This is a genomic window from Dactylosporangium salmoneum, from assembly GCF_039532525.1.
Classification (GTDB): Bacteria; Actinomycetota; Actinomycetes; order Mycobacteriales; family Micromonosporaceae; genus Dactylosporangium; species Dactylosporangium salmoneum.
The window spans coordinates 275230-296096 of sequence record NZ_BAAARV010000019.1 but is presented as its reverse complement, the minus strand read 5'-3'; the positions used below and the strand labels follow the sequence as shown (position 1 = coordinate 296096).

Sequence of the window (20867 nt, the reverse complement as noted above, 5' to 3'; positions counted from 1 at the left end):
CGCCAGCGGTGATTGCTGGACCATGGCGATCACTATCGGCGTCACCGGCAGCAGGGTGAATCTGCGAGCTAAGGCGCCAGCGGTGATTGCTGGACCACGGCGATCACTATCGGCGTCACCGGCAGCAGGGTGAATCCGCGAGCTAAGGCGCCAGCGGTGAGCGCTGGACCACGGCGATCACTATCGGGGTCACCGGCAGCAGGGTGAACAGGACGGCCGCGGCGCGGGTCAGTGCGGCCGGCAGCGGCCGGGGCCGGTTGAGCAGCCGGTGCAGGCGCTCGGCGGTGTCCCCGCCGTGGGCGGCCAGCAGCGGGCCCGGGTCGTCCCCTTCCGGCCAGGCGCGGCCCGGCCCGGCGGCGGACTGCCGGGCCCGTGCCTCGGCCAGGGCGACCAGGGCCCGGGCCAGCACGATCGGCGGGTGGGTGCGCACGGCGACGTCGTCGGCGCGCAGCTCGACGAGCCGGCGCATCTGCCGTACCGCGGTGGCGAAGCACGACGCCCAGGGGAATGCGCCGTCGAGCAGCCGCACCGTGCGCAGCAGCCGGTAGTGCCGGCCGGTGGCGTGCGCCCGCTCGTGGGCGGCGACCGCGCGCAGTTCCTCGCCGGTGAGGTGCTGCAGCGCGGCCGAGGTGAGCACGACATCGCGCTCGTCGCCGCCGGGCAGCAGGTAGGCGGCGGGCTGCGCGGCCGGCACGACCACCGCGCCGAGTTCGGGCAGCGGCTGCCCGGTCAGGCGCATCAGCTGCCGCAGCCGGCCCCGCTGCCGCCGCTCGGCGCCGGTCAGCCGCCACGCGGCCAGCGTCAGCCGGACGGCCAGGGTGACCAGCAGGACCGCACCGCAGCCGGCGGCGACCTGCGCGGCGGGCCCGTGCCCGCCCAGCAGCGCGTCCAGGCAGACCCGCCAGGCCCGGCACGCGACATCGTGGGCGTGGCCCCAGTGCAGTATCGAGGACACCCCGGTCAGCAAGGCGCAGGCGAGCAACGCGGCGCACCACATCTGCCAGGCGAAGATCCCCAGCCTCGGGGACCGGGCGACCCAGCCGGCGCGGGCCAGCCGCGGCCCGGCCACCACGACCAGCACGACGGCGTAGGCGAGCAGCAGCAGCGGGGTCACCCGTCGGCGATCTTCCGCTCGTAGGTGTTCAGCGCCGCCCGGAGCGCCGCCGCCTCATCGAGGGTCATCTGCCCGACGAAATGCAGCAGCGTCCGTTCCCGGTCGCCGCTGTCGGTCAGCGCCTCGCGCATCAGCCCGGCGCCGTGCTGCTCGCGGGTGGCCACCGGCTGGTAGAGGTGTGCCCGGCCGTGGGGCTGCCGGCGCAGCCATCCCTTGCGGTGCAGCTTGTCCATCACCGTCAGCACCGTGGTGTACGCCAGCTCACGCTCGTCCGACAGGGCGGAGTGCACGTGACGCACGGTGACCGGACCGTCCGCCGCCCACAGTTGCCGCATCACCGCGGCCTCCAGCTCCCCGAATCCGCGCACGTCACCTCCTGGAGCAGCTCGGCGTATCCCGGCGAGCCGATGCTACGGCGCCTCCCACCGACCCGGCGTCCGTCCTGGTGCCACCGGGGCGTCAGCCGCGGCGCATCAGCCGTCCGACGGCGGCCATCATCTCCGTGGCCATCTCCTCGCCCTTGCCCTCTGCGGCGCCGTGGTGCATGCAGTGGCGGGCGTGGTCGTCGAGCAGGCCGAGCGCCACCTTGTCCAGGGCCGCCTGGATCGCGCTGATCTGGGTGAGCACGTCGATGCAGTACCGGTCCTCGTCGACCATCTTCTCCACGCCGCGGACCTGGCCCTCGATGCGGCGCAGGCGGCTCTGCAGCTGGTCCTTGGTCGCGGTGTAGCCGCGGGTGGGCGTGGTCGTCATGCCCTCCACTGTAGCGAACCCCCAGGGGGTATTCCCAGCGTTACCGCATCGCAGGGCCGGCCGGTTGACACGGATACCCCCCAGGGGTAATGCTTGGGCCCTCGCAGATACCCCTACCCCCTAGGGGCATAAAGGAGTGATATGTGATGGCATCCCGATCCCGGAAGAGATGGGCGTTGGGGCTCATCGCCCTGGCCCAGTTCATGGTCATCATGGACACGTCGATCATCGGTGTGGCGCTGCCGCGCATGCGGCAGGATCTCGGGTTCTCGGCGGAGAACCTGTCGTGGGTGTTCAACGCCTATGTGGTGGCGTTCGGCGGGCTGCTGCTGCTCGGCGGCCGGCTGTCCGACCTGTTCGGCGCCCGGCGGGTCTTCGGCATCGGCTGGGTGATCCTGCTGGCCGGGTCCGCCGCCGCGGGACTCGCCGGCGGCGTCGCGGTGGAGCTGGCCGCGCGGGCGGTGCAGGGGGCCGGCGCGGCGCTCATCGCCCCGGCGGCCCTGACGCTGCTCATGACGCTGTTCGGTGCCGAGCCGAAGGAGCTGACCAGGGCGCTGGCCCTGTACGGCGCGGCGGCGCCGGCGGGTGGCACCGCCGGGGTGTTCCTCGGTGGCGTCATCACCGAGTACGCCAGCTGGCCGTGGGTGTTCTACCTCAACGTCCCGATCGCCCTGCTCGTCCTGGTCGCGATGCCGATGGTCATGCCGGCCGGTGGCGCCCGCCGTGGCTCGCTGGACCTGCTCGGAGCGCTCACCGTGACCGCCGGGCTGGGTGCGGCCGTGTTCGCGGTCGTCCGCGCGCCGCAGGCCGGGTGGAGCTCCGGGCAGACGTGGCTGGTCCTGGCCGGCGCGGTGGCCGTGCTCGCCGCGTTCGTGGTGATCCAGGCCACGCGCCGGGAGCCGCTGGTCCCGCTGTCGATCTTCCGGGCGCCGCGACTGGCCGCGGCGAACGTCGCGCAGCTGCTGCTCGGCGCGGCGTGGATTCCGATGTGGTTCTACCTCAACCTGTACCTGCAGCAGGTCCTCGGCTACAGCGCGTTCCCGAGCGGCGCCGCGCTGCTGCCCATGACCGTCCTCATCATGGCCGGCATGATCGCCGTCGCGCCGTGGGCGATGGCCAGGTTCGGCCCGAAGCCGATGATCGTCGCCGGGCTCGTGCTCCTGGCGGCAGGGCTGGGCTGGCTGGCGTTCGTCCGCCCCGCCGGTAGCTTCGCCGTCGACGTGCTGCCCGCGTCCCTCGTCGCCGCGCTGGGCATGTCCCTGGCGTTCATCCCGTCGCTGGGGATCGCGATCGGTGCCGCCCGGCCCGAGGAGGGCGGCCTCGCCTCCGGCCTCGTCAACACGAGCTACCAGGTCGGCTCCGCGCTCGGCCTGGCCGCCATGACCGCGGTCGCCGCCGCGGCCGGCGCCGACCGCCTCGGCGATCTGCCCGCCCTCACCGACGGCTACTCGGCCGCCTTCGTCGGCGCCGCCATCGTGGCCGCCGCGGGCGCGGTCGCCGTCGCCCTCACCCTGCGCACCCGTTCCCTGCCGGCGGCCGAGCCGGAGCTCGCCACCCGGCCGTGAGTTACCCCATGGGGGTATAGGTATATTGGATGTCGAGCGACCGCAGGCTTCGACACCGCCGACCGACAACCGAAGGAGATCGTCATGACGACGCAGACCTACACCGTGACCGGCATGACCTGCAGCCACTGCGTGCAGTCCGTCAGCAGCGAGCTCGGCAAGCTCGACGGCGTCCAGCAGGTCCAGGTCGACCTGGCCAGCGGCGCGGTCACCGTCACGAGCGCGCAGGCACTCGACGACGCCGCGGTCCGCGCCGCGGTTGACGAGGCCGGGTACGAGGTGGCGAGCTAGCCATGCGCACTCCGCTCAAGCTCGGCGCCTACGCGCTGGGGCTGGCGGCCGTGTTCACCGCCGCAGTCGGGGTCGGCAGCATCGCCGGCCCCGCCCCGGCCCCGGCCGCCCACACCGACACCCACCACCCCGCCACCACGCCCACCGGCGCGGGTCACGGAGCCGGGGTGCCCGGTGGACTGCAGGTCACCGAGGACGGCTACCGCCTCCAGCCGCTCACCACCACTCTTAGCACGACGGGCGCGGTGCCGTTCCGCTTCCGCATCCTCGGGCCCGACGCTGCGCCGGTCACCGGCTACGCGGTCAGCCACGACAAGGAGCTGCACCTCATCGTGGTCCGCCGGGACCTGTCCGGGTTCCAGCACCTGCACCCGCGGCGCGACCCGGACGGCACCTGGAGCGTGCCGCTGGCCGTGGCCACGGCGGGGCAGTACCGGGTCTTCGCCGACTTCCAGCCGGCCGGGCACGGGCGCGGGCTGACCCTCGGCGTCGATGTGCCCGCCCCCGGCGACTACCGGCCGGTGGCGCTGCCGGCGCCGCAGCGGACCGCGACCGTGGACGGCTACACCATCGCCCTCGACGGCGTGCTCACCCCCGGTACCGCGTCGAAGCTGACCCTGACCGTGACCCGCGCCGGCGCCGCGGTCACCGACCTGCAGCCCTACCTCGGCGCCTACGGCCACCTGGTCGCGCTGCGCGACGGCGACCTCGCCTACCTGCACGTCCACCCCGACGGCGCGCCCGGGGACGGCCACACCGCGGCCGGCCCGCAGATCACGTTCTTCGCCGAGGTGCCCAGCGCCGGCGCCTACCGGCTGTTCCTGGACTTCCAGCACGGCGGGACGGTCCGTACCGCGGAGTTCACCGCCGTCGCCGGCGCCGTCCCCACGCACGGCTGAAGGAGGCACCGATGGCATCGCAGACCGGGCCGCTGATCGCGGTACCGCAGCACATCGAACTGGCGATCGGCGGCATGACCTGCGCCTCCTGCGCCATGCGGATCGAGAAGAAGCTCAACCGCGTCGACGGGGTCACGGCGAGCGTCAACTACGCCACCGAGAAGGCCACCGTCACCTACACCGGCGACCTCACCCCGCAGGATCTGATCACCGTGGTCGAGCAGACCGGCTACACCGCCGCCCTGCCCGAGCCGCCCGACGCCGGCGGCACCGCGGCCGAGCCGGCCGACGAGCTGCGCGGCCTGCGCACCCGGCTGTGGGTGACGCTGGCGCTCACCGTCCCGGTGATTGTCCTGGCGATGGTCCCGGCGTGGCAGTTCACCTTCTGGCAGTGGGCGTCGCTGACCCTCGCCGCGCCGGTCGTCGTCTACGGCGGGTGGCCGTTCCACCGGGCCGCGTGGACGAACCTGCGCCACGGCGCGGCCACCATGGACACGCTCGTCTCGCTGGGCACGATCGCCGCGTTCGGCTGGTCGCTCTGGGCGCTGTTCCTGGGCACCGCCGGCACGCCCGGCATGACGCACCCGTTCGAGCTGTCGATCGAACGCAGCGACGGTACCGGGAACATCTACCTCGAGGCCGCCGCCGGCGTGACCCTGTTCATCCTCGCCGGCCGCTACTTCGAGGCCCGGGCCAAGCGCCGCGCGGGTTCTGCCCTGCGCGCCCTGCTGGAGCTCGGCGCCAAGGACGTCGCCGTCCTGCGGGGCGACGCGGAGACCCGCATCCCGGTCGAACAGCTGGCGGTGGGGGACCGGTTCGTCGTGCGGCCGGGCGAGAAGATCGCCACCGACGGGATCGTCGAGGACGGCACCTCCGCCGTCGACGCCAGCATGCTGACCGGCGAGTCCGTCCCGGTCGAGGTCGGCCCCGGCGCGGCGGTGGCCGGCGCGACCGTCAACGCCGGCGGACGGCTCGTCGTGCGCGCGAGCCGCGTCGGCGCGGACACCCAGCTGGCCCAGATGGCCCGGCTGGTCGAGGAGGCGCAGGCCGGCAAGGCCGCCGTACAGCGCCTGGCCGACCGGATCTCGGGCGTGTTCGTCCCGATCGTCATCGCCCTCGCCGTCGCCACCCTCGGCTACTGGATCGGCACCGGCGCCGGGCTCACCGCCGCGTTCACCGCCGCCGTCGCGGTGCTCATCATCGCCTGCCCCTGCGCGCTGGGGCTGGCCACGCCGACCGCGCTGCTCGTCGGCACCGGCCGCGGCGCCCAGCTCGGCATCCTCATCAAGGGCCCCGAGGCCCTCGAGTCCACCCGCCGGGTCGACACCGTCGTGCTGGACAAGACCGGCACCGTCACGACCGGCCGGATGAGCCTGCACGATGTCGTCGGCACGGACGGCACCGATGCCGGTGACCTGCTCCGGATCGCCGGCGCGCTGGAGGCCGCCTCCGAGCACCCCATCGCGCGGGCGATCACCACCGCCGCGGCAGAGCGGCACGGCCCCCTGCCGGCGGTGAGCGGATTCGGCAACGCCGAAGGGCTCGGCGTGCGGGGCACCGTCGAGGGCCGCACCGTGACCGCCGGCCGGGCGAAGCTTCTGCTCGACGACGGCCTGACCATCCCCGACGAGCTGCGCGCGGCCCAGACCGCCGCCGAGGCGGCCGGCCGTACCGCGATCCTCGCCGGCTGGGACGGCCGGGCCCGAGGCCTGCTCACCGTCGCCGACTCGGTCAAGCCGACCAGCCGTCAGGCGATCGCGGCCCTGCGCGCGCTCGGCCTCACCCCGATCCTGCTCACCGGCGACAACGCCACCGTCGCCCGTACCGTGGCCGACCAGGTCGGCATCGCCGAGGTGATCGCCGACGTCCTGCCGGCGGACAAGGTCGACGTCGTCAAACGCCTCCAGGCCGACGGCAAGGTCGTCGCGATGGCCGGCGACGGCGTCAACGACGCCGCGGCGCTCGCCCAGGCCGACCTGGGCCTGGCCATGGGCACCGGCACCGACGTCGCCATCGAGGCGTCCGACCTGACCCTCGTGCGCGGCGACCTGCTGGCCGCCGTCGACGCGATCCGCCTGTCGCGGCGGACCCTGCGCACCATCAAAGGCAACCTGTTCTGGGCGTTCGCCTACAACGTCGCCGCCCTGCCGCTCGCGGCCGCCGGGCTGCTCAACCCGATGCTCGCCGGCGCGGCGATGGCCTTGTCCTCAGTGTTCGTCGTCACCAACAGCCTGCGCCTGCGGCGGTTCAAGCCGGCACACCCGAGCAGCGCCAGCAGCGCCGGCCGTCAGTAGAGCTCCGCAAACGTGGCGGCGTGGTCGCGATCTGACGGATCGCACCCACGCCGTCCCTCGGCGTCACCCCACGGACGGGCGGGCGGTGGGTCGCCCGTCGAGCACCTGACGGCGGTGCAAGTACTCGTCCTCGTCGATCTCGCCCCGCGCGAACCGCTCGTCGAGGATCTGGTGTGCGAGCGGGCGGCCGTCCTTCGGGCCGGAGCGTGGCGCGGTGTTCGGCGGCGTGCGCCGGTCGAAATGGCGCCCCAGCATCACGACGCCGACGATCACCAGCGCCCAGAACACCAGGTTCACCAGGGTCGTGAACGCCATGGCCCACGCGCTCATGCCGTTGCCCCAGTACATCATCACGTCGCTCCTTTCCGGGTCGTGCCGGACATCGCAACCTTCCCGCCGTGTGTCGCCGGCGGGTATGGCGCAATGTCATCGCGATTGGGGCCGGAGGTCCCGTCCCTGCCGCACCGCCCGGGTACGGACGCAGCGGCTACGGAACAACGGCCACGGAAAGCAGGAGACGTGGCATGAACGAGCGGCTCCTCGTGCAGGCACACGATCATGCCGCCGATCGGGTAAATCGGACCTTTCAGCATATACTTGTGCTCAGGCTGATGGAGGGAGCGATCCGTGGTCAGCCGAGAAAATCTATCCACGGCCGAGCGGAAGTACGCATGGCTGCTCGAAGAGCAGGCCGCCGTGCGACGCAACATCGCACTCGTGATGCGTGGGGCGCCCCTGCCGGAGCTGCTGACCGCGGTGGCGGAGGAGGTCGGGCGACTGGTGCACGCGGACGCCGCGCACGTCGTGCGGTACGTCGGCGACCTCGCCGTCGTCGAGGCGGTGTGGAGCAACAACGGATTGACGTTGCCGCTCGGCGTCCGTGTCCCGGTGGCAGGACACAACATCGCGACGATGGTGAAGAGGACTCGCCGGCCCGCGAGGTTCAACACCTACGCCCACGTTTCCGGGCTGATCGCCGAACGCCTTCGCGACTCGGGGGTCTGCGCGTCGGTCGGGATGCCGGTCTTTCTGAACGACCAGTTGTGGGGAACGATCGTCGTGTCGGCGACGCGGCCCGAGTCACTGCCCAGCGACACCGAGCACAGGATCGTGGAGCTCACCGAAATGATGGGCGCCTCGATCTGGGCCACCCAGGTGCGGCTCAAGATGAGCAGGCTGGTCGCGGAACAGGCCGCGCTGCGGCGCGTCGCGACCCTCGTGGCCCGTGGAGCCCCACCGGGGGAGATCCTCACCGCCGTCACCCGGGAGGTGGGACAGGTGCTCGAGGTCGACGCCACGGCCATCCACCGCATTGAGCCAGACGGCGGCGTGACCATCGTGGCCGGCTGGAACAAGGCGGGTCGCCGGGTGCCGCTGGGCGGCCTGGGGACCGTGGACGACGAAGGCGTGGCCGGGCGGATCTTCCGCAGCGGGCTTCCGGCCCGGGTCGAAGACTTCACGAGTGTGCCGGGCCCGGAGGCGGCGCTGGCCCGGCGAATGGGGTTCACCGCCGGGGCCGGGGGGCCGATCGTCGTCAACGGGCGGCTGTGGGGAGTGATCGCCGCGGCCGTCCGGACCCTGCCGATGCCCGCGGACGCCGAGCTGCGGATGAGCGACTTCACCGAGCTCGTCGCCACCGCCATCTCCAACGCGCAGGCGCGCACGGAGCTCGCCGCTTCGCGGGCCCGGGTCGTGGCCACCAGCGACGAGACGCGCCGGCGGCTCGAGCGCGACCTGCACGACGGGACCCAGCAACGGCTGGTCTCGCTGGGACTGGACCTGCGTGTCGCGCAGCGGTCCTTGCCAGGTGACCTGCAGGGGGAGCTGGGCCACATCGCGGACGGTCTCAACGACGCGCTGGAGGAACTTCGCGAGATCTCCCGCGGCATCCACCCGGCGATCCTGTCGCAAGGGGGCCTCTGTTCCGCCCTCAAGACGCTTGCCCGCCGTGCCGGGATCTCCGTGGGGCTCGAGGTGAGCATCCAGAACTGCGTGCCGGAGCCGGTCGAGGTGGCGGCGTACTACGTCGTCAGTGAGGCGCTCACCAACGCCATCAAGCACGCCAAGGTGTCGACCGCGCACGTGAACGTCGGCGTCGTGGACGACCTCCTGCACGTCAATGTCCACGACGACGGCGTGGGAGGCGCCGATCCCAGCCGGGGCTCCGGGCTGATCGGCCTCACCGACCGGGTCGAGGCGCTCGGCGGAACCCTGAGCGTGCACAGCCCCGCCGGCCAAGGGACGCTGATCCATGCGGAGCTTCCCATCAACGGGGGCTGACTGCCGTTCCCCGCCGCCTCTCCTTCGGCGGCAGAGGAACGAGGACGCGCCGGCCGTCGCCGGCCGGCGCGCTCGTCGGGCCCAGGGTCAGACGGGTTCGATCCAGATGTTGCGGTACCGCACGTTCGCGCCCGGGTCGCCGTGGTCCTGGAGGCGGATCGGCAGCGCGGCCGGGCTCTCGGCGGCGCCCGCGCCCGTCGGGCCGTCGACGGCCACGTTGTTGTGGACCGTGACACCGTTCCAGACGACCGTCACGCGGGCGTTCTCGGTCTTCGTCGTGCCGCTCCAGCGGGCCGCCCGGAACGTGATGTCGTACGTCTGCCAGGTCTCCGGCGCCGTTGCCGGGTTGCTGTCGGGCGCGCGCTTGAGGTAGATCGACCCGCACTCGTTGTTGGCCAGGACCGCCTTGCCGTACGTGTCCAGGACCTGGAGCTCGTAGCGGTCCTGCAGGTAGATCCCGGAGTTGGCGCGGGCCTGGCCCGTGACGTCCGGCGGCAGGTTCGGCAGCCAGAACTCCACGTGGAGCTTGAAGTCGCCGAAGGTCTGCTTCGTGCGGATGTCGCCGCCCAGGACCTCCGCCGAGCCGCCCGAGACCGGCCAGGTCGGGGCGGTACCGTCGGCGTTCTGGAACGCGTTAAGGTTGCCGCCGTTGAACAGCGTCACCCGCGACGGTCCGTTGTGGACCCAGACCTGCTGCGCCACCCCGGCCGCGTCCCAGATCTGCAGCTGCGTGCCGTCGGCCGAGGCGCCGCCGGCCGCGTCGAGCACCTTGCCGGACTGGGGGTTGCGCAGGGTGCCGTCGGGCTGGGACAGCCAGACCTGGGCGGCCGAGCCGTTGCAGTCGTACAGCTGCACCTTGGTGCCGTTGGCGGTGCCGCCGTTGTCGACGTCCAGGCACTTGCCCAGGGCGCGCAACGTGTCGCCGGTGCGGGTCCAGCTCTGTGCGGTGGTGCCGTTGCAGGTCCACAGCTGGATCTTCGTGCCGTTGGCGGTGCCGGCGTTGCTGACGTCGACGCACTTGCCGCCGATGCCGGTGATGGTGCCGCTGTGATCCGGCGACCCGCCGCCGGCCGGCGAGACGGCGATGTTGTCGAGGTTGACGTGGCCGATGTCGCCGCTGTCCACCTTGTACGCGATCGTGTTGCCGCCGGCCCGCAGCGTGAGCGTCTGCGTCTGCGTCGCCCACGTCTCCCAGTCCCCGGTGCTGGCGAGGGTGATCTGCTGCACCTTGGCACCGTTGAGGTACAGGCTGACGGTCTTCGGCCCGGCCGACGGGTTCGGGCCGTTGCTGTAGCGCAGCGCCACGTTGTACGACCCGGCGCTGGGTGCGGCGACACTGAACGTGGCCGCGGCGCCGGCGTTGCCGAAGCCGGCCACGAAGCCCGTGCCGGTGTATCCACTGTGGTCGGTCGCGACGCCCGCGCTGCCGCTCAGGCCCGAGTACTCGGCCTCCAGCTGGCCCGTGGGCGGCAGGGTGCCGTCGGCGAGGGCGTTGAGCGTGTACCAGGCCTCCGTGCTCCACAGCGACTCGCCCGAGGCCGACGTGAACGGCCGCGGCGAGCGCACGTACACGACCCGCCCGGGCTTGAGGCCGGAAACCTGGACCGTGACCTTCAACCGGTCGGCCGACAGCGTCGCCGAGGTGACCGGGAGGGTCTCCTCGTCGACCTTCGGGCCGCCGTAGGCCGGCGTGGCGACGTACCGCCACTGCTTGAACGTGTAGTGCGAGGCCAGCTGCTCGGCCGTGGTGGTCGACACCGGCTGCGTGTACTCCAGTTCGAAGCCGCCGGGCTTGACGCGCATCGCCTTGATGTCGAAGGCGTTGACGCCGTTCGGGGTCAGCTTCTGCAGGCCGTAGGTCAGCTTGCCCTCCTGGCCCCAGTTGCCGCCGGCGCCGAGCCCGCCCGCGTAGAGCGCGCCGTCGGGGCCCTCGCTGATGCGCAGGACGCCCATCTCCAGGCCCTGCGTCATGCGGAAGACGGCGCCCTGGTACTCGCCGTTGACCTTCTCCAGATAGGCGCGCTGGACCCCGCCGTACGTCACGTCGCCGAAGGCCACCTGACCGGCGAAGGGTCCGTTGTGCAGTACCAGTGGCGTGCTCGGCGAGTTCCCGATCTCGTTCTGCGGCAGCCAGAGCACCGGCTGCGTGACCGGCTGGCCGTCGAAGGGGCCGTCGGGGTTGGTGTAGTGGCCGAAGAAGCGGTCCTGCTTGATCTGCACGAGCTTCGATGCGGGCAGCCAGCCGCCCTGGTTGTCGGTCACGAGGATCTCGCCGCCCGGGCCCCAGCCGATGCCGTCGGGGGTGCGCAGGCCGCCGGCGACGTACTGCACGGCGCCGGTCGAGCGGTTGATCTTCAGGCTGGTGCCGCGGTTCGGCGAGCCCTGCGGCTCGGTGGTCGCGCCACCCTGGTTGATCGACACCGAGAGGTTCAGGTAGAAGTACCCGTCCTGGTAGAGCAGGCCGAACGCGAACTCGTGGAAGTTGCCGTCGAACGGCCAGGTCGCGACGGTGCGGTACCGGTCGATCTGCCCGTCGCCGTCGGTGTCGGTGAGCTCGGTCAGCTCGTGTTTCTGCGAGACGTAGATGATGCCGTCGACGATCTTCAGGCCCATGGGTTCCTTGAGCCCGGACGCGATGCGGGTGTACTGCACCTGCGACGGCGAGGTCGCGCCGGTGACGTTGCGCAGGATGTACACCTCGCCGGTCGTGTTGAGGCTGCCGCCCCAGGTGGCGATCGCGAGGCGCCCGTCGGGGAACCAGTCCATCGCGCTCACCTGCGGGTTGAAGCCGCTCGGGCGCAGGTTCGTGAGGGTGTACCCCGGGTGCACCGACGACAGCGGCAGCCCGTCGCCGGGCGAGTCGGCGGATCCCTCGCACTCCTTGCGCCCGGGCGCGGTCACCCGCACGACGCCGGCGTCGGTGCTCAGCACCGAGTTGGGCACGAGCGTGAACGCGGACGCGCCCGGCGGCCGCCACTCCAGCGTCAGTTGCTGCCCGCCGGTGCGCTCGAAGAAGTCGATGCGCAGCGCGGCGTCGAAATGTCGATTACTTCTGCTGGACGCAGCGAAAGCGCACCGGACGGAAAGGCCGATGGCCTGAGGCTGTTGTCGCAGCTGACGAAGGGCGGGCGCGCCGTTGCGCGCGCCCGCCTGCGTAGCGACGTCCGCCGTGGTGTCACGTGGTGTCAAAGTCCATTGTCATGACACCACTGTGGTGCTATCTTGGTGTCATGGACATCGACCGGTACGTCTCCGACCTCCAGACGCAGCTCGCCGCGGCGGCGGAGATCGGAGACCCCGAAGCGCGCGCGGTCGCGGAGCGGCTCAGCGGGGCGCTCGACGCGGCCACGCGACTCACGGTGCTGGGCGTGCTCAGCGACGTCGCCAGCGAGATCACGCGGGAGATTGCCCCCGGGTCGGTCGACGTCGTGCTGCGGGGACGCGATCCGCACCTCGTGGTGTCACGTCCCGCCGAGCCGGCCGCCGCGGCGCCCCCGGCCGCCCCTTCCGCGGCGCCCGAGCCGCAGGACGACACCGTCACCTCGCGCACGACGCTGCGACTGCCCGACCGGCTCAAGGCCCGGGCCGAGCAGGCCGCGGCCGAGGAGGGGGTGTCGGTCAACACCTGGTTCGTCCGGGCGATCTCCGCCGCACTGGAGCCGAGCGCTCCTCGGCCCGCCACCCCGCGGCGCGACAGCAAACGGGGCGACCGCTTCATCGGCTGGGCCCGCTAACACTCATCCCTCGAATCCTTGAGTCCCGCCGCGGGCGGCGGGACTGATCCGGCATGCCACCTGGAGGTCAACCATGCCCAGTTACGACGTCTCCGGCCCCATCGACCTGGACATCGCGGTCGGCGTCGCCTTCGTCGACATCGTCGCCTCGGACCGCCCCGAGGCCGTCGTCGAGGTCGTGCCGACCAAGCCTGGCCGCAGCGGCGACGAGTCGCTCGCCCGCGAGGCGACGGTCTCCTTCGACGGCGGGCGGATCCGCGTGAAGGTACCGCGCCGCCTCAACCTGTTCGGCAAGGGCGACTCCGTCGACGTGCACTGCGAGGTCCCCACCGGCTCGCGCGTCACGGTCGAGAACGCCTACGGGTCGGTCCGGGCCCGCGGCGAGCTCGGCGACAGCCGCATCCTCGCCAAGTACGGCGGCGTCACCGCCGACACCGTCGCCGACCTCGTCCTCAACGTGCCCTACGGCAGCACCGACATCGCCGAGGTGACCGGCAGGCTCGACGTCACCGCCGGTCACGGGGCGCTGCGAATCGCCCACGTCCGCGGCGCCGCCAAGCTGCGCGCCTCGCACGGCAGCATCGAGCTCGGTACCGCCGCCGGCGACGTGGAGGCCGCCACGTCCGGCGCGCTGACCATCGACCGGGCCCTGGGCGACGTGACCGCCCGCAGCGCGCACGGCGCCATCCGCATCCGCGAGGTCAACGGCGGCGCGATCCGGCTCGACAACGGCCACGCCGACATCGACGTCGGCGTTCCGGTGGGCGTCGGCGCCTGGATCGACGCCAGCTCGGCCAACGGCCGGGTCTTCAGTGAGCTCACGGCCGACCCCGACGCCGGGTCCAGCGACCGCACGGTCGAGCTCCACCTGCACAACAACTACGGCAACGTCACCATCCGCCGCATCACCCCGCGAAAGGACGCGACACCATGAGCACCGCCCCCGCGATCCACGTGCAAGGCCTGGAGAAGTCGTACGGCGCGACGCCGGTGCTGCGCGGCGTGGAGTTCGACGTCACCCCCGGCACCATCTTCGCCCTGCTCGGCTCCAACGGCGCCGGCAAGACCACCGTCGTGCGCATCCTGTCCACGCTGCTGCGGGCCGACGCCGGAACGACCAGCGTCAACGGCTTCGACGTCGCCACGCAGCCGGCCAAGGTGCGCGAGTCCATCAGCCTCACCGGTCAGTTCGCGGCCGTCGACGAGATCCTCACCGGGCGCGAGAACCTGATGCTCATCGCCCGGCTGCGCCACCTCAAGAACCCGGGGCAGATCGCCGATGACCTGCTCGCCCGCTTCTCGCTCACCGACGCGGCCACCAAGAAGGTCGCGACGTACTCGGGTGGCATGCGCCGCCGGCTCGACCTCGCGATGAGCCTCATCGGCGACCCGCCGGTCATCTTCCTGGACGAGCCGACCACGGGGCTCGACCCGCAGGCCCGCATCGAGGTGTGGCACGCCGTCAAGGAACTCGCCGGGCGCGGCACGACCGTGCTGCTCACGACCCAGTACCTCGATGAGGCCGAACAGCTCGCCGACCGCATCGCGATCCTGCACGAGGGCCGCATCCTCGTGAACGGCACCCTCAACGAGCTCAAGCAGCTGCTCCCGCCGGCCAAGGTCGAGTACGTCGAGAAGCAGCCCACCCTGGAGGACGTCTTCCTCACCCTCGTCGGCACGGACAAGTAGAGGAACGATGATGACCGCCCATTTCTTCGCCGACACCACCACCCTGACCCGGCGCTCCCTGAGCCACATCGCCCGCAGCCTGGACACCATCATCACGACCACGATCATGCCGATCGCTTTCATGCTGCTGTTCGTCTACGTGTTCGGCGGCGCCATCAAGTCCGGCTCCGACAACTACGTCCAGTACCTGCTCCCCGGCATCCTGCTCATCACGATCGCCTCCGGCATCTCCTACACCGCGTTCCGGCTCTTCCTCGACACGAAGAGCGGCATCTTCGAACGGTTCCAATCGATGCCGATCGCGCGGTCGTCGGTGCTGTGGGCGCACGTGCTGACCTCGATGGTCGCCAACCTGGTCTCCGTCGTGGTGGTCGTGCTCGTCGCCCTGCTCATGGGATTCCGCTCCGGCGCCAACATCCTCGCCTGGCTGGCCGTCGCCGGCATCCTGCTGCTGTTCACCCTCGCCCTGACGTGGATCGCCGTCCTGCCGGGCCTGTCGGCCAAGTCGGTCGACGGCGCGAGCGCGTTCTCCTACCCGCTCATCTTCCTGCCGTTCATCAGCTCCGCATTCGTGCCCACCGCGACGATGCCGGCCCCAGTGCGCGCCTTCGCGGAAAACCAGCCCGTGACGTCAATCGTCAACGCCATCCGCCACCTGTTCGAGCAGCAGCCGGTAGGCAATGACATCTGGCTGGCCCTAGCCTGGTGCGTAGCCACCCTGGCAGTCGCCTACACCTTCGCCATGCGCGTCTACCGCCGCAAAATCTCCTGACGGGCGGCAACCTCAAACGCAAGAGGCCCCCGCTGCGAAGCAGGGGCCTCTCGAGGTTGTAGCGGGGACAGGATTTGAACCTGCGGAAACTTGGCGCATTCAGCCCTTGAGTAGCTGCCTTGCCATTACGATCCGTTGAACTTGATTCGTGCCTTCGTAGATCTGGGTGATCTTGGCGTCCCGCATCATCCGCTCAAGCGGGAAGTCCTTGACGTAGCCGTAGCCGCCGAGCAGCTGGACCGCGTCGGTGGTGATGCGCATGGCGGCGTCCGAGGCGTAGCACTTCGCGGCCGCTCCGAAGAACGACAGGTCGGCGTCCGCCCGCTCGGATTTTGCCGCGGCGGCGTACACCATCAGCCGCGCCGCTTCGAGGGTCATGGCCATGTCCGCGAGCATGAACTGAATGCCCTGGAACTCCGCGATCGCCTTGCCGAACTGGCGGCGTTCCTTGACGTACGCGGCGGCGTGGTCCAGGGCGCCCTGGGCGATGCCGATCGCCTGTGCGCCGATGGTGACACGGGTGTGGTCGAGGGTCCGGAGGGCGATTTTGAGACCGTCTCCGACCGCACCGACCCGGCGGTCGTCGCCGATGCGGACGTTGTCGAACAACAGCTCCCGCGTGGGCGAACCCTTGATGCCCAGCTTGCGCTCCGGCTCGCCGTACGAGAAGCCGGCGTCCCCGTCCTCGACGACGAACGCGGTGACGTTGCGGCCGCGCCCGCCGTCCGGATCGGTGACGGCCAGCACCGTGTAGTAGCGGGAGACCCCGGCGTTGGTGATCCAGCTCTTCTGGCCGCTCAGTACCCACTCGTCGCCGTCGGCGACCGCGCGCGTGCGCATGCTCGCCGTGTCCGAACCGGCCTCGCGCTCCGACAGGCCGTACGAGAACATCGCCTCGCCGCGCGCCACCGGCGGCAGATAGCGGCGCTTGACCTCGTCCGAGGCGGCGAGCATCAGCGGCATCGTGCCCAGCTTGTTCACCGCCGGGATGAGCGAGGTGGACGCGCACGCGCGGGCGACCTCCTCGATGACGATGCAGGTCGCCAGCGCGTCGGCGCCGGCGCCGCCGTACTCCTCGGCGATGTGCGGGGCGTGGAAGTCGGCCGCCCGCAAGGCGTCATAGGCCTCGATCGGGAACCGGGACCGCTCGTCCACGTCGGCCGCGTATGGCGCGATCTTGTTCTCCGCCACCGCGCGGACCGCGGCGCGCAGGTCCTGGTACTCCTCCGGGAGCTGGAACAGGTCGAACGCGGACGCACTCACGCGCGGCCCTGGTCATAGCGGTAGAAGCCGCGGCCGGATTTGCGGCCCAGCAGGCCGGCCTCGACCATCCGGGAGAGCAGCGGCGGCGGGGCGTACAGCGGTTCCTTGAACTCCTCGTACAGCGACTCGGCGACGGCCTTCGTGGTGTCCAGGCCGATGAGGTCGGCCAGCGCCAGCGGGCCCTGCGGGTGGGCGCAGCCGCGCACCATGCCCTCGTCGATGTCCTCGGGGCTGGCGAAGCCGGACTCGACCATGCGGATCGCGGACAGCAGGAACGGGACCAGCAGCGCGTTCACGACGAACCCGGACCGGTCCTTGGACACGATGACGTGCTTGCCGAGGGCCTCGCCGAACGCGCGGGCGCGCTCGGTCACGTCCGGATCGGTGAGCAGGGTCGGTGCCAGCTCGACGAGCGAGAGCACCGGAACCGGGTTGAAGAAGTGCAGGCCGACGACGTGGCTGGGGCGCGAGGTGGCGGCCGCGAGCCTGGTGACGGGGATCGAGGAGGTGTTGGAGGCGAAGATCGCGTCCGGGGCCGTCACGATCGCGTCCAGCGCCGAGAGGAGCCGGACCTTCGCGCCCTCGTCCTCCACGATCGCCTCGATGACGATCTCCCGATCGGCGAGGGCGTCGAGATCGGTGACGACGCGTACCCGATCGAGCACCGCCGCGGCATCGGCGATCCTGCCCTTCGCCTCCGCGCGGCGCAGTGACCCGGCCAGGCGCTCACGCCCTGCCGCGGCCGCTTCCGGGGTCGACTCGACGACGAGCACGTCCAGGTCCGCCCGCGCGGCCACCTCGGCGATGCCGGCGCCCATGAGGCCGCAGCCGACCACACCTATGTTCTTCATGCCATAGCTCCTGACCGATGTGCGTAGGTACGTTGTTGTCAGACGTTTCGCCGGTACTGGCCGCCGACCTCGAAGAACGCCGCGCTGATCTGGCCGAGCGAGCAGCAGCGCACGGCGTCCATGAGCGCGTCGAACACGTTACCGCCGCCGGTGGCGGCCGCCTTGAGCCGTTCGAGGGCGGCGGGCGCGGCGTCCGCGTGCCGGGCGTGGAAGCCGGCCAGCCGGTCGAGCTGTGACTGCTTCTCGGCCTCGGTGCCGCGGGCCAGTTCGAGGGTCTGGACGGGCCTGGCCGCATCCTCGGCCAGGAACGTGTTGACCCCGATGATAGGCAGCGACCCGTCGTGCTTGCGGTGCTCGTACAGCATCGACTCGTCCTGGATGCGGCCGCGCTGGTAGCCGGTCTCCATCGCACCGAGGACGCCGCCGCGGTCGGCGAGGCGGTCGAACTCGGCGAGCACGGCCTCCTCGACCAGGTCGGTGAGCTGTTCGACGATGAACGAGCCCTGGAGCGGGTTCTCGTTGTCCGACAGGCCCCACTCGGCGTCGATGATCATCTGGATCGCGAGGGCCCGGCGGACCGACTGCGCGGTCGGGGTGGTGACCGCCTCGTCGTAGGCGTTGGTGTGCAGGCTGTTGGCGTTGTCGTAGATGGCGCACAGGGCCTGCAGCGTGGTGCGGATGTCGTTGAAGTCCATCTCCTGCGCGTGCAGCGACCGGCCCGAGGTCTGGACGTGGTACTTGAGCTTCTGGGCGCGCTCGCCGGCGCCGTACTTGTCGCGCATGGTGGTGGCCCAGATCCGGCGGGCGACCCGGCCGATGACGGTGTACTCGGCGTCCATGCCGTTGGAGAAGAAGAACGAGAGGTTGGGCGCGAAGTCGTCGATCTTCATGCCCCGCGCGAGATACGCCTCGACGTAGGTGAACCCGTTGGCGAGGGTGAACGCGAGCTGGCTGATCGGGTTGGCCCCGGCCTCCGCGATGTGGTAGCCGCTGATGGACACCGAGTAGAAGTTGCGCACCTGGTGGGCGATGAACCACTCCTGGATGTCGGCCATGCAGCGCAGCCCGAACTCGGTGGAGAAGATGCACGTGTTCTGGCCCTGGTCCTCCTTGAGGATGTCGGCCTGCACGGTGCCGCGCACCGTCGTCAGCGTCCGCGCCGCGATCTCGCGCCGCTCGGCGTCGTCGGGCTCCCGGCCGTGCTCGGCGACGAACGCGGCGGCCTGCTGGTCGATCGCGGCGTTGAAGAACATCGCCAGGATCGCCGGGGCGGGCCCGTTGATGGTCATCGAGACCGACGTGGTGGGCGCGCACAGGTCGAAACCGGCGTACAGCTCGCGCATGTCGTCGACGGTCGCGATCGACACCCCGGAGGTGCCGACCTTGCCGTAGATGTCCGGGCGTCGGTCCGGGTTGCGCCCGTACAGCGTCACGGAGTCGAACGCCGTCGACAGCCTGGTGGCCGGCTGCCCCTCGCTGAGCAGGTGGAAGCGGCGGTTGGTGCGGAACGCGTCGCCCTCGCCGGCGAACATCCGCGCCGGGGCCTCCTCGGTCCGCTTGAACGGGAAGACCCCGGCGGTGAACGGGAAGTACCCGGGCAGGTTCTCGCCGCGCAGGAAGCGCAGCAGCTCGCCGTCGTCGCCGCAGCGGGGCAGGCCGACCCGGGGCAGCGTCGTGCCGGACAGGGTGGTGCGGGTCAGCGGCGTGCGGATCTCCTTGCCGCGCACGGTGTACACCTGCTCGTCGCCGGCGTAGCGGGCCCGGGTCGCCGGCCACTGGGCCAGCAGTTCACGGACGTCGCCACGCAGGTCGGCCTCGGTGCGCGCGAGCAGCGCCTCGACCGCCTTCGCCGCCTCGGGGTCGTGCGCGGACAGCAGGTCCCGGGTGGTGGTGAGGTGCTGGCGGCGGCGCGCGAGGTCCACCTGCTCGGCGGTGGTGGCGTGGTACTGGCGTACCGTCTCGGCGATCTCGGCCAGGTACCGTTCCCGGCCCGTCGGCAGCACCGACGAGAGCCCGGTGGAGGTGCGGCCGGCGACGGCCGGCAGCACGCCCTGGAAGGCGGGCAGGCCGTGCGGGGCGAGCAGTCCCTTGAGGTGCTGGTACAGCGCGGTCACGCCGTCGTCGTCGAAGCGGGCCGCGCTGGTGCCGAAGACCGGCATGTCCTGCCACGGGGTGCCGAACGCCTCGCGGTTGCGCACGAGCTGGCGGGCCACGTCGCGGCGCGCGTCCTCGGCGCCCCGGCGCTCGAACTTGTTGATGGCCACCGCGTCGGTCAGGTCGAGCATGTCGATCTTCTCGAGCTGGCTGGGGGCGCCGAACTCGGGCGTCATCACGTACAGCGACACGTCGACGTACGGCACGATCGCCGCGTCGCCCTGCCCGATGCCCGGGGTCTCGACGATGACCAGGTCGTAGCCCGCGGCCTTGCAGGCGGCGATGGCGTCGTCGAGGTGCTCGGGCACCTCGGTGCCCGGGGTGCGGGTGGCCAGGGACCGGAAGAAGACCACGCCGGGGGCGATGCTGTTCATCCGGATGCGGTCGCCCAGCAGCGCGCCGCCCCGGCGCCGGGTGGGGTCGACCGCGAGGACGGCCACCCGCACCTTGTCCTCGCTGTCGCGGCGCAGCCGGCGGACCAGCTCGTCGGTCAGCGACGACTTGCCCGCCCCGCCGGTGCCCGTGATGCCCAGGACCGGCACGGTGCGCGCGGCCGCGGCGCCGCGCACCGTGGCCGCCAGGGCGCCGTCGGCGCCGGCCGAAAGCACGGTGATCGCCCGGGCGAGGGCCGCCTCGTCGCCGGCCAGCAGCGCGTCGACGGCCGGCCCCTTGGCGGCCAGGTCGACGTCGCAGTCGCGGATCAGCTCATTGATCATTCCCGGCAGGCCGAGGCGCTGGCCGTCCTGCGGGCTGAAGATGCGCACATCGCGTGCGGCCAGCAGTTCGATCTCGGCGGGGACGATCGTCCCTCCGCCGCCGCCGAACACCTTCACGTGCCCGGCGCCGCGCTCGGCGAGCCGCTCGACGAGGTAGCTGAAGTACTCGACGTGACCGCCCTGGTAGGAGGAGACCGCCACGCCGTTGGCGTCCTCCTGGAGGGCCGCGTTGACCACCTCGTCGACGCTGCGGTCATGGCCGAGGTGGACGACCTCCGCGCCCTGGGTCTGCAGCAGCCGCCGCATGATCGTGATCGCCGCGTCGTGCCCGTCGAACAGGCTGGCCGCCGTGACGAAGCGCACGGGGTGCACGGGCGCGTGCAGCGCGGACGAGTGGGCGGACGGCTTCGGCTGGGTCATGGCGCTCCTGGACCGGTGCTCCGGTGATGCGGGCTGGCAAAATACTAGGACGGCCAACTATATGATGTCCAC

17 protein-coding genes are annotated in these 20867 nt (G+C 71.6%); 9 read left to right on the top strand and 8 right to left on the bottom strand.

The genetic code is table 11. From position 1 onward, the window contains the following. Positions 1-142: 142 nt before the first annotated feature. From ABD352_RS11745 to ABD352_RS11735, 3 genes are all read right to left on the bottom strand, one after another. Positions 143-1114 (bottom strand): M56 family metallopeptidase, encoded by a 972-nt coding sequence (locus ABD352_RS11745; protein WP_344612322.1) that lies wholly within the window; start codon positions 1112-1114, stop codon positions 143-145. Next, positions 1111-1482 (bottom strand): BlaI/MecI/CopY family transcriptional regulator, encoded by a 372-nt coding sequence (locus ABD352_RS11740; RefSeq protein WP_344612321.1) that lies wholly within the window; start codon positions 1480-1482, stop codon positions 1111-1113. The genes ABD352_RS11745 and ABD352_RS11740 overlap by 4 nt, the downstream gene beginning before the upstream one ends. 91 nt (positions 1483-1573) lie before the next feature. Then, positions 1574-1867, bottom strand: coding sequence for a metal-sensitive transcriptional regulator (locus ABD352_RS11735; protein ID WP_344612320.1), 294 nt, complete (start codon positions 1865-1867; stop codon positions 1574-1576). A 146-nt stretch (positions 1868-2013) separates the two neighbouring features. Here ABD352_RS11735 and ABD352_RS11730 point away from each other — a divergent pair, with 146 nt between their 5' ends. The 4 genes from ABD352_RS11730 to ABD352_RS11715 all read left to right on the top strand — a co-directional run bounded on the left by ABD352_RS11730 (position 2014) and on the right by ABD352_RS11715 (position 6916). After that, positions 2014-3432 (top strand): MFS transporter, encoded by a 1419-nt coding sequence (locus tag ABD352_RS11730; RefSeq protein ID WP_344612319.1) that lies wholly within the window; start codon positions 2014-2016, stop codon positions 3430-3432. An 84-nt stretch (positions 3433-3516) separates the two neighbouring features. Next, positions 3517-3723 carry a heavy-metal-associated domain-containing protein gene (locus ABD352_RS11725; protein ID WP_344612318.1) on the top strand — a complete coding sequence of 69 codons (207 nt, stop codon included), beginning with the start codon at positions 3517-3519 and terminating at the stop codon, positions 3721-3723. 2 nt (positions 3724-3725) lie between these two features. Beyond that, a complete protein-coding gene (locus ABD352_RS11720; protein ID WP_344612317.1) occupies positions 3726-4622 on the top strand; it encodes a hypothetical protein in 897 nt (298 codons plus the stop codon). An 11-nt stretch (positions 4623-4633) separates the two neighbouring features. Beyond that, complete coding sequence (locus ABD352_RS11715; RefSeq protein ID WP_344612316.1) at positions 4634-6916, top strand: heavy metal translocating P-type ATPase; 2283 nt, start codon at positions 4634-4636, stop codon at positions 6914-6916. A gap of 63 nt (positions 6917-6979) precedes the next feature. Here the strand turns inward: ABD352_RS11715 and ABD352_RS11710 are convergent, their stop codons facing one another. Further along, a complete protein-coding gene (locus ABD352_RS11710; RefSeq protein ID WP_344612315.1) occupies positions 6980-7267 on the bottom strand; it encodes an SHOCT domain-containing protein in 288 nt (95 codons plus the stop codon). Positions 7268-7543: 276 nt separating this feature from the next. On the opposite strand from ABD352_RS11710, the gene ABD352_RS11705 reads away from it, so the two are divergent. Beyond that, positions 7544-9196 (top strand): sensor histidine kinase, encoded by a 1653-nt coding sequence (locus ABD352_RS11705; protein WP_344612314.1) that lies wholly within the window; start codon positions 7544-7546, stop codon positions 9194-9196. Between the two features lie 87 nt (positions 9197-9283). On the opposite strand, the gene ABD352_RS11700 is transcribed toward ABD352_RS11705, so the two are convergent. Beyond that, positions 9284-12385 carry a 3-keto-alpha-glucoside-1,2-lyase-like domain-containing protein gene (locus ABD352_RS11700; protein WP_344612313.1) on the bottom strand — a complete coding sequence of 1034 codons (3102 nt, stop codon included), beginning with the start codon at positions 12383-12385 and terminating at the stop codon, positions 9284-9286. Between the two features lie 41 nt (positions 12386-12426). Here ABD352_RS11700 and ABD352_RS11695 point away from each other — a divergent pair, with 41 nt between their 5' ends. The 4 genes from ABD352_RS11695 to ABD352_RS11680 all read left to right on the top strand — a co-directional run bounded on the left by ABD352_RS11695 (position 12427) and on the right by ABD352_RS11680 (position 15391). Next, a complete protein-coding gene (locus ABD352_RS11695; protein ID WP_344612312.1) occupies positions 12427-12930 on the top strand; it encodes a toxin-antitoxin system HicB family antitoxin in 504 nt (167 codons plus the stop codon). A gap of 73 nt (positions 12931-13003) precedes the next feature. Then, positions 13004-13864 (top strand): DUF4097 family beta strand repeat-containing protein, encoded by an 861-nt coding sequence (locus ABD352_RS11690; protein WP_344612311.1) that lies wholly within the window; start codon positions 13004-13006, stop codon positions 13862-13864. Further along, the gene (locus tag ABD352_RS11685; protein ID WP_344612310.1) at positions 13861-14619 is read left to right on the top strand and encodes an ABC transporter ATP-binding protein; all 759 of its coding nucleotides are present in this window, start codon (positions 13861-13863) and stop codon (positions 14617-14619) included. The genes ABD352_RS11690 and ABD352_RS11685 overlap by 4 nt, the downstream gene beginning before the upstream one ends. A gap of 10 nt (positions 14620-14629) precedes the next feature. Continuing rightward, on the top strand, positions 14630-15391 hold the full coding sequence (locus ABD352_RS11680; RefSeq protein WP_344612403.1) for an ABC transporter permease: 762 nt from the start codon (positions 14630-14632) through the stop codon (positions 15389-15391). A 99-nt stretch (positions 15392-15490) separates the two neighbouring features. Here the strand turns inward: ABD352_RS11680 and ABD352_RS11675 are convergent, their stop codons facing one another. Genes ABD352_RS11675 through icmF form a run of 3 tightly spaced genes read right to left on the bottom strand, consistent with a single transcriptional unit; the run spans position 15491 to position 20795 of the window. Continuing rightward, positions 15491-16654 (bottom strand): acyl-CoA dehydrogenase family protein, encoded by a 1164-nt coding sequence (locus tag ABD352_RS11675; protein WP_344612309.1) that lies wholly within the window; start codon positions 16652-16654, stop codon positions 15491-15493. Beyond that, positions 16651-17505, bottom strand: coding sequence for a 3-hydroxybutyryl-CoA dehydrogenase (locus ABD352_RS11670; RefSeq protein WP_344612308.1), 855 nt, complete (start codon positions 17503-17505; stop codon positions 16651-16653). Before ABD352_RS11670 ends, ABD352_RS11675 begins: the two co-directional genes overlap by 4 nt. A gap of 38 nt (positions 17506-17543) precedes the next feature. Further along, positions 17544-20795 (bottom strand): fused isobutyryl-CoA mutase/GTPase IcmF, encoded by a 3252-nt coding sequence (gene icmF / locus ABD352_RS11665; RefSeq protein ID WP_344612307.1) that lies wholly within the window; start codon positions 20793-20795, stop codon positions 17544-17546. Between the last annotated feature and the right edge of the window lie 72 nt (positions 20796-20867).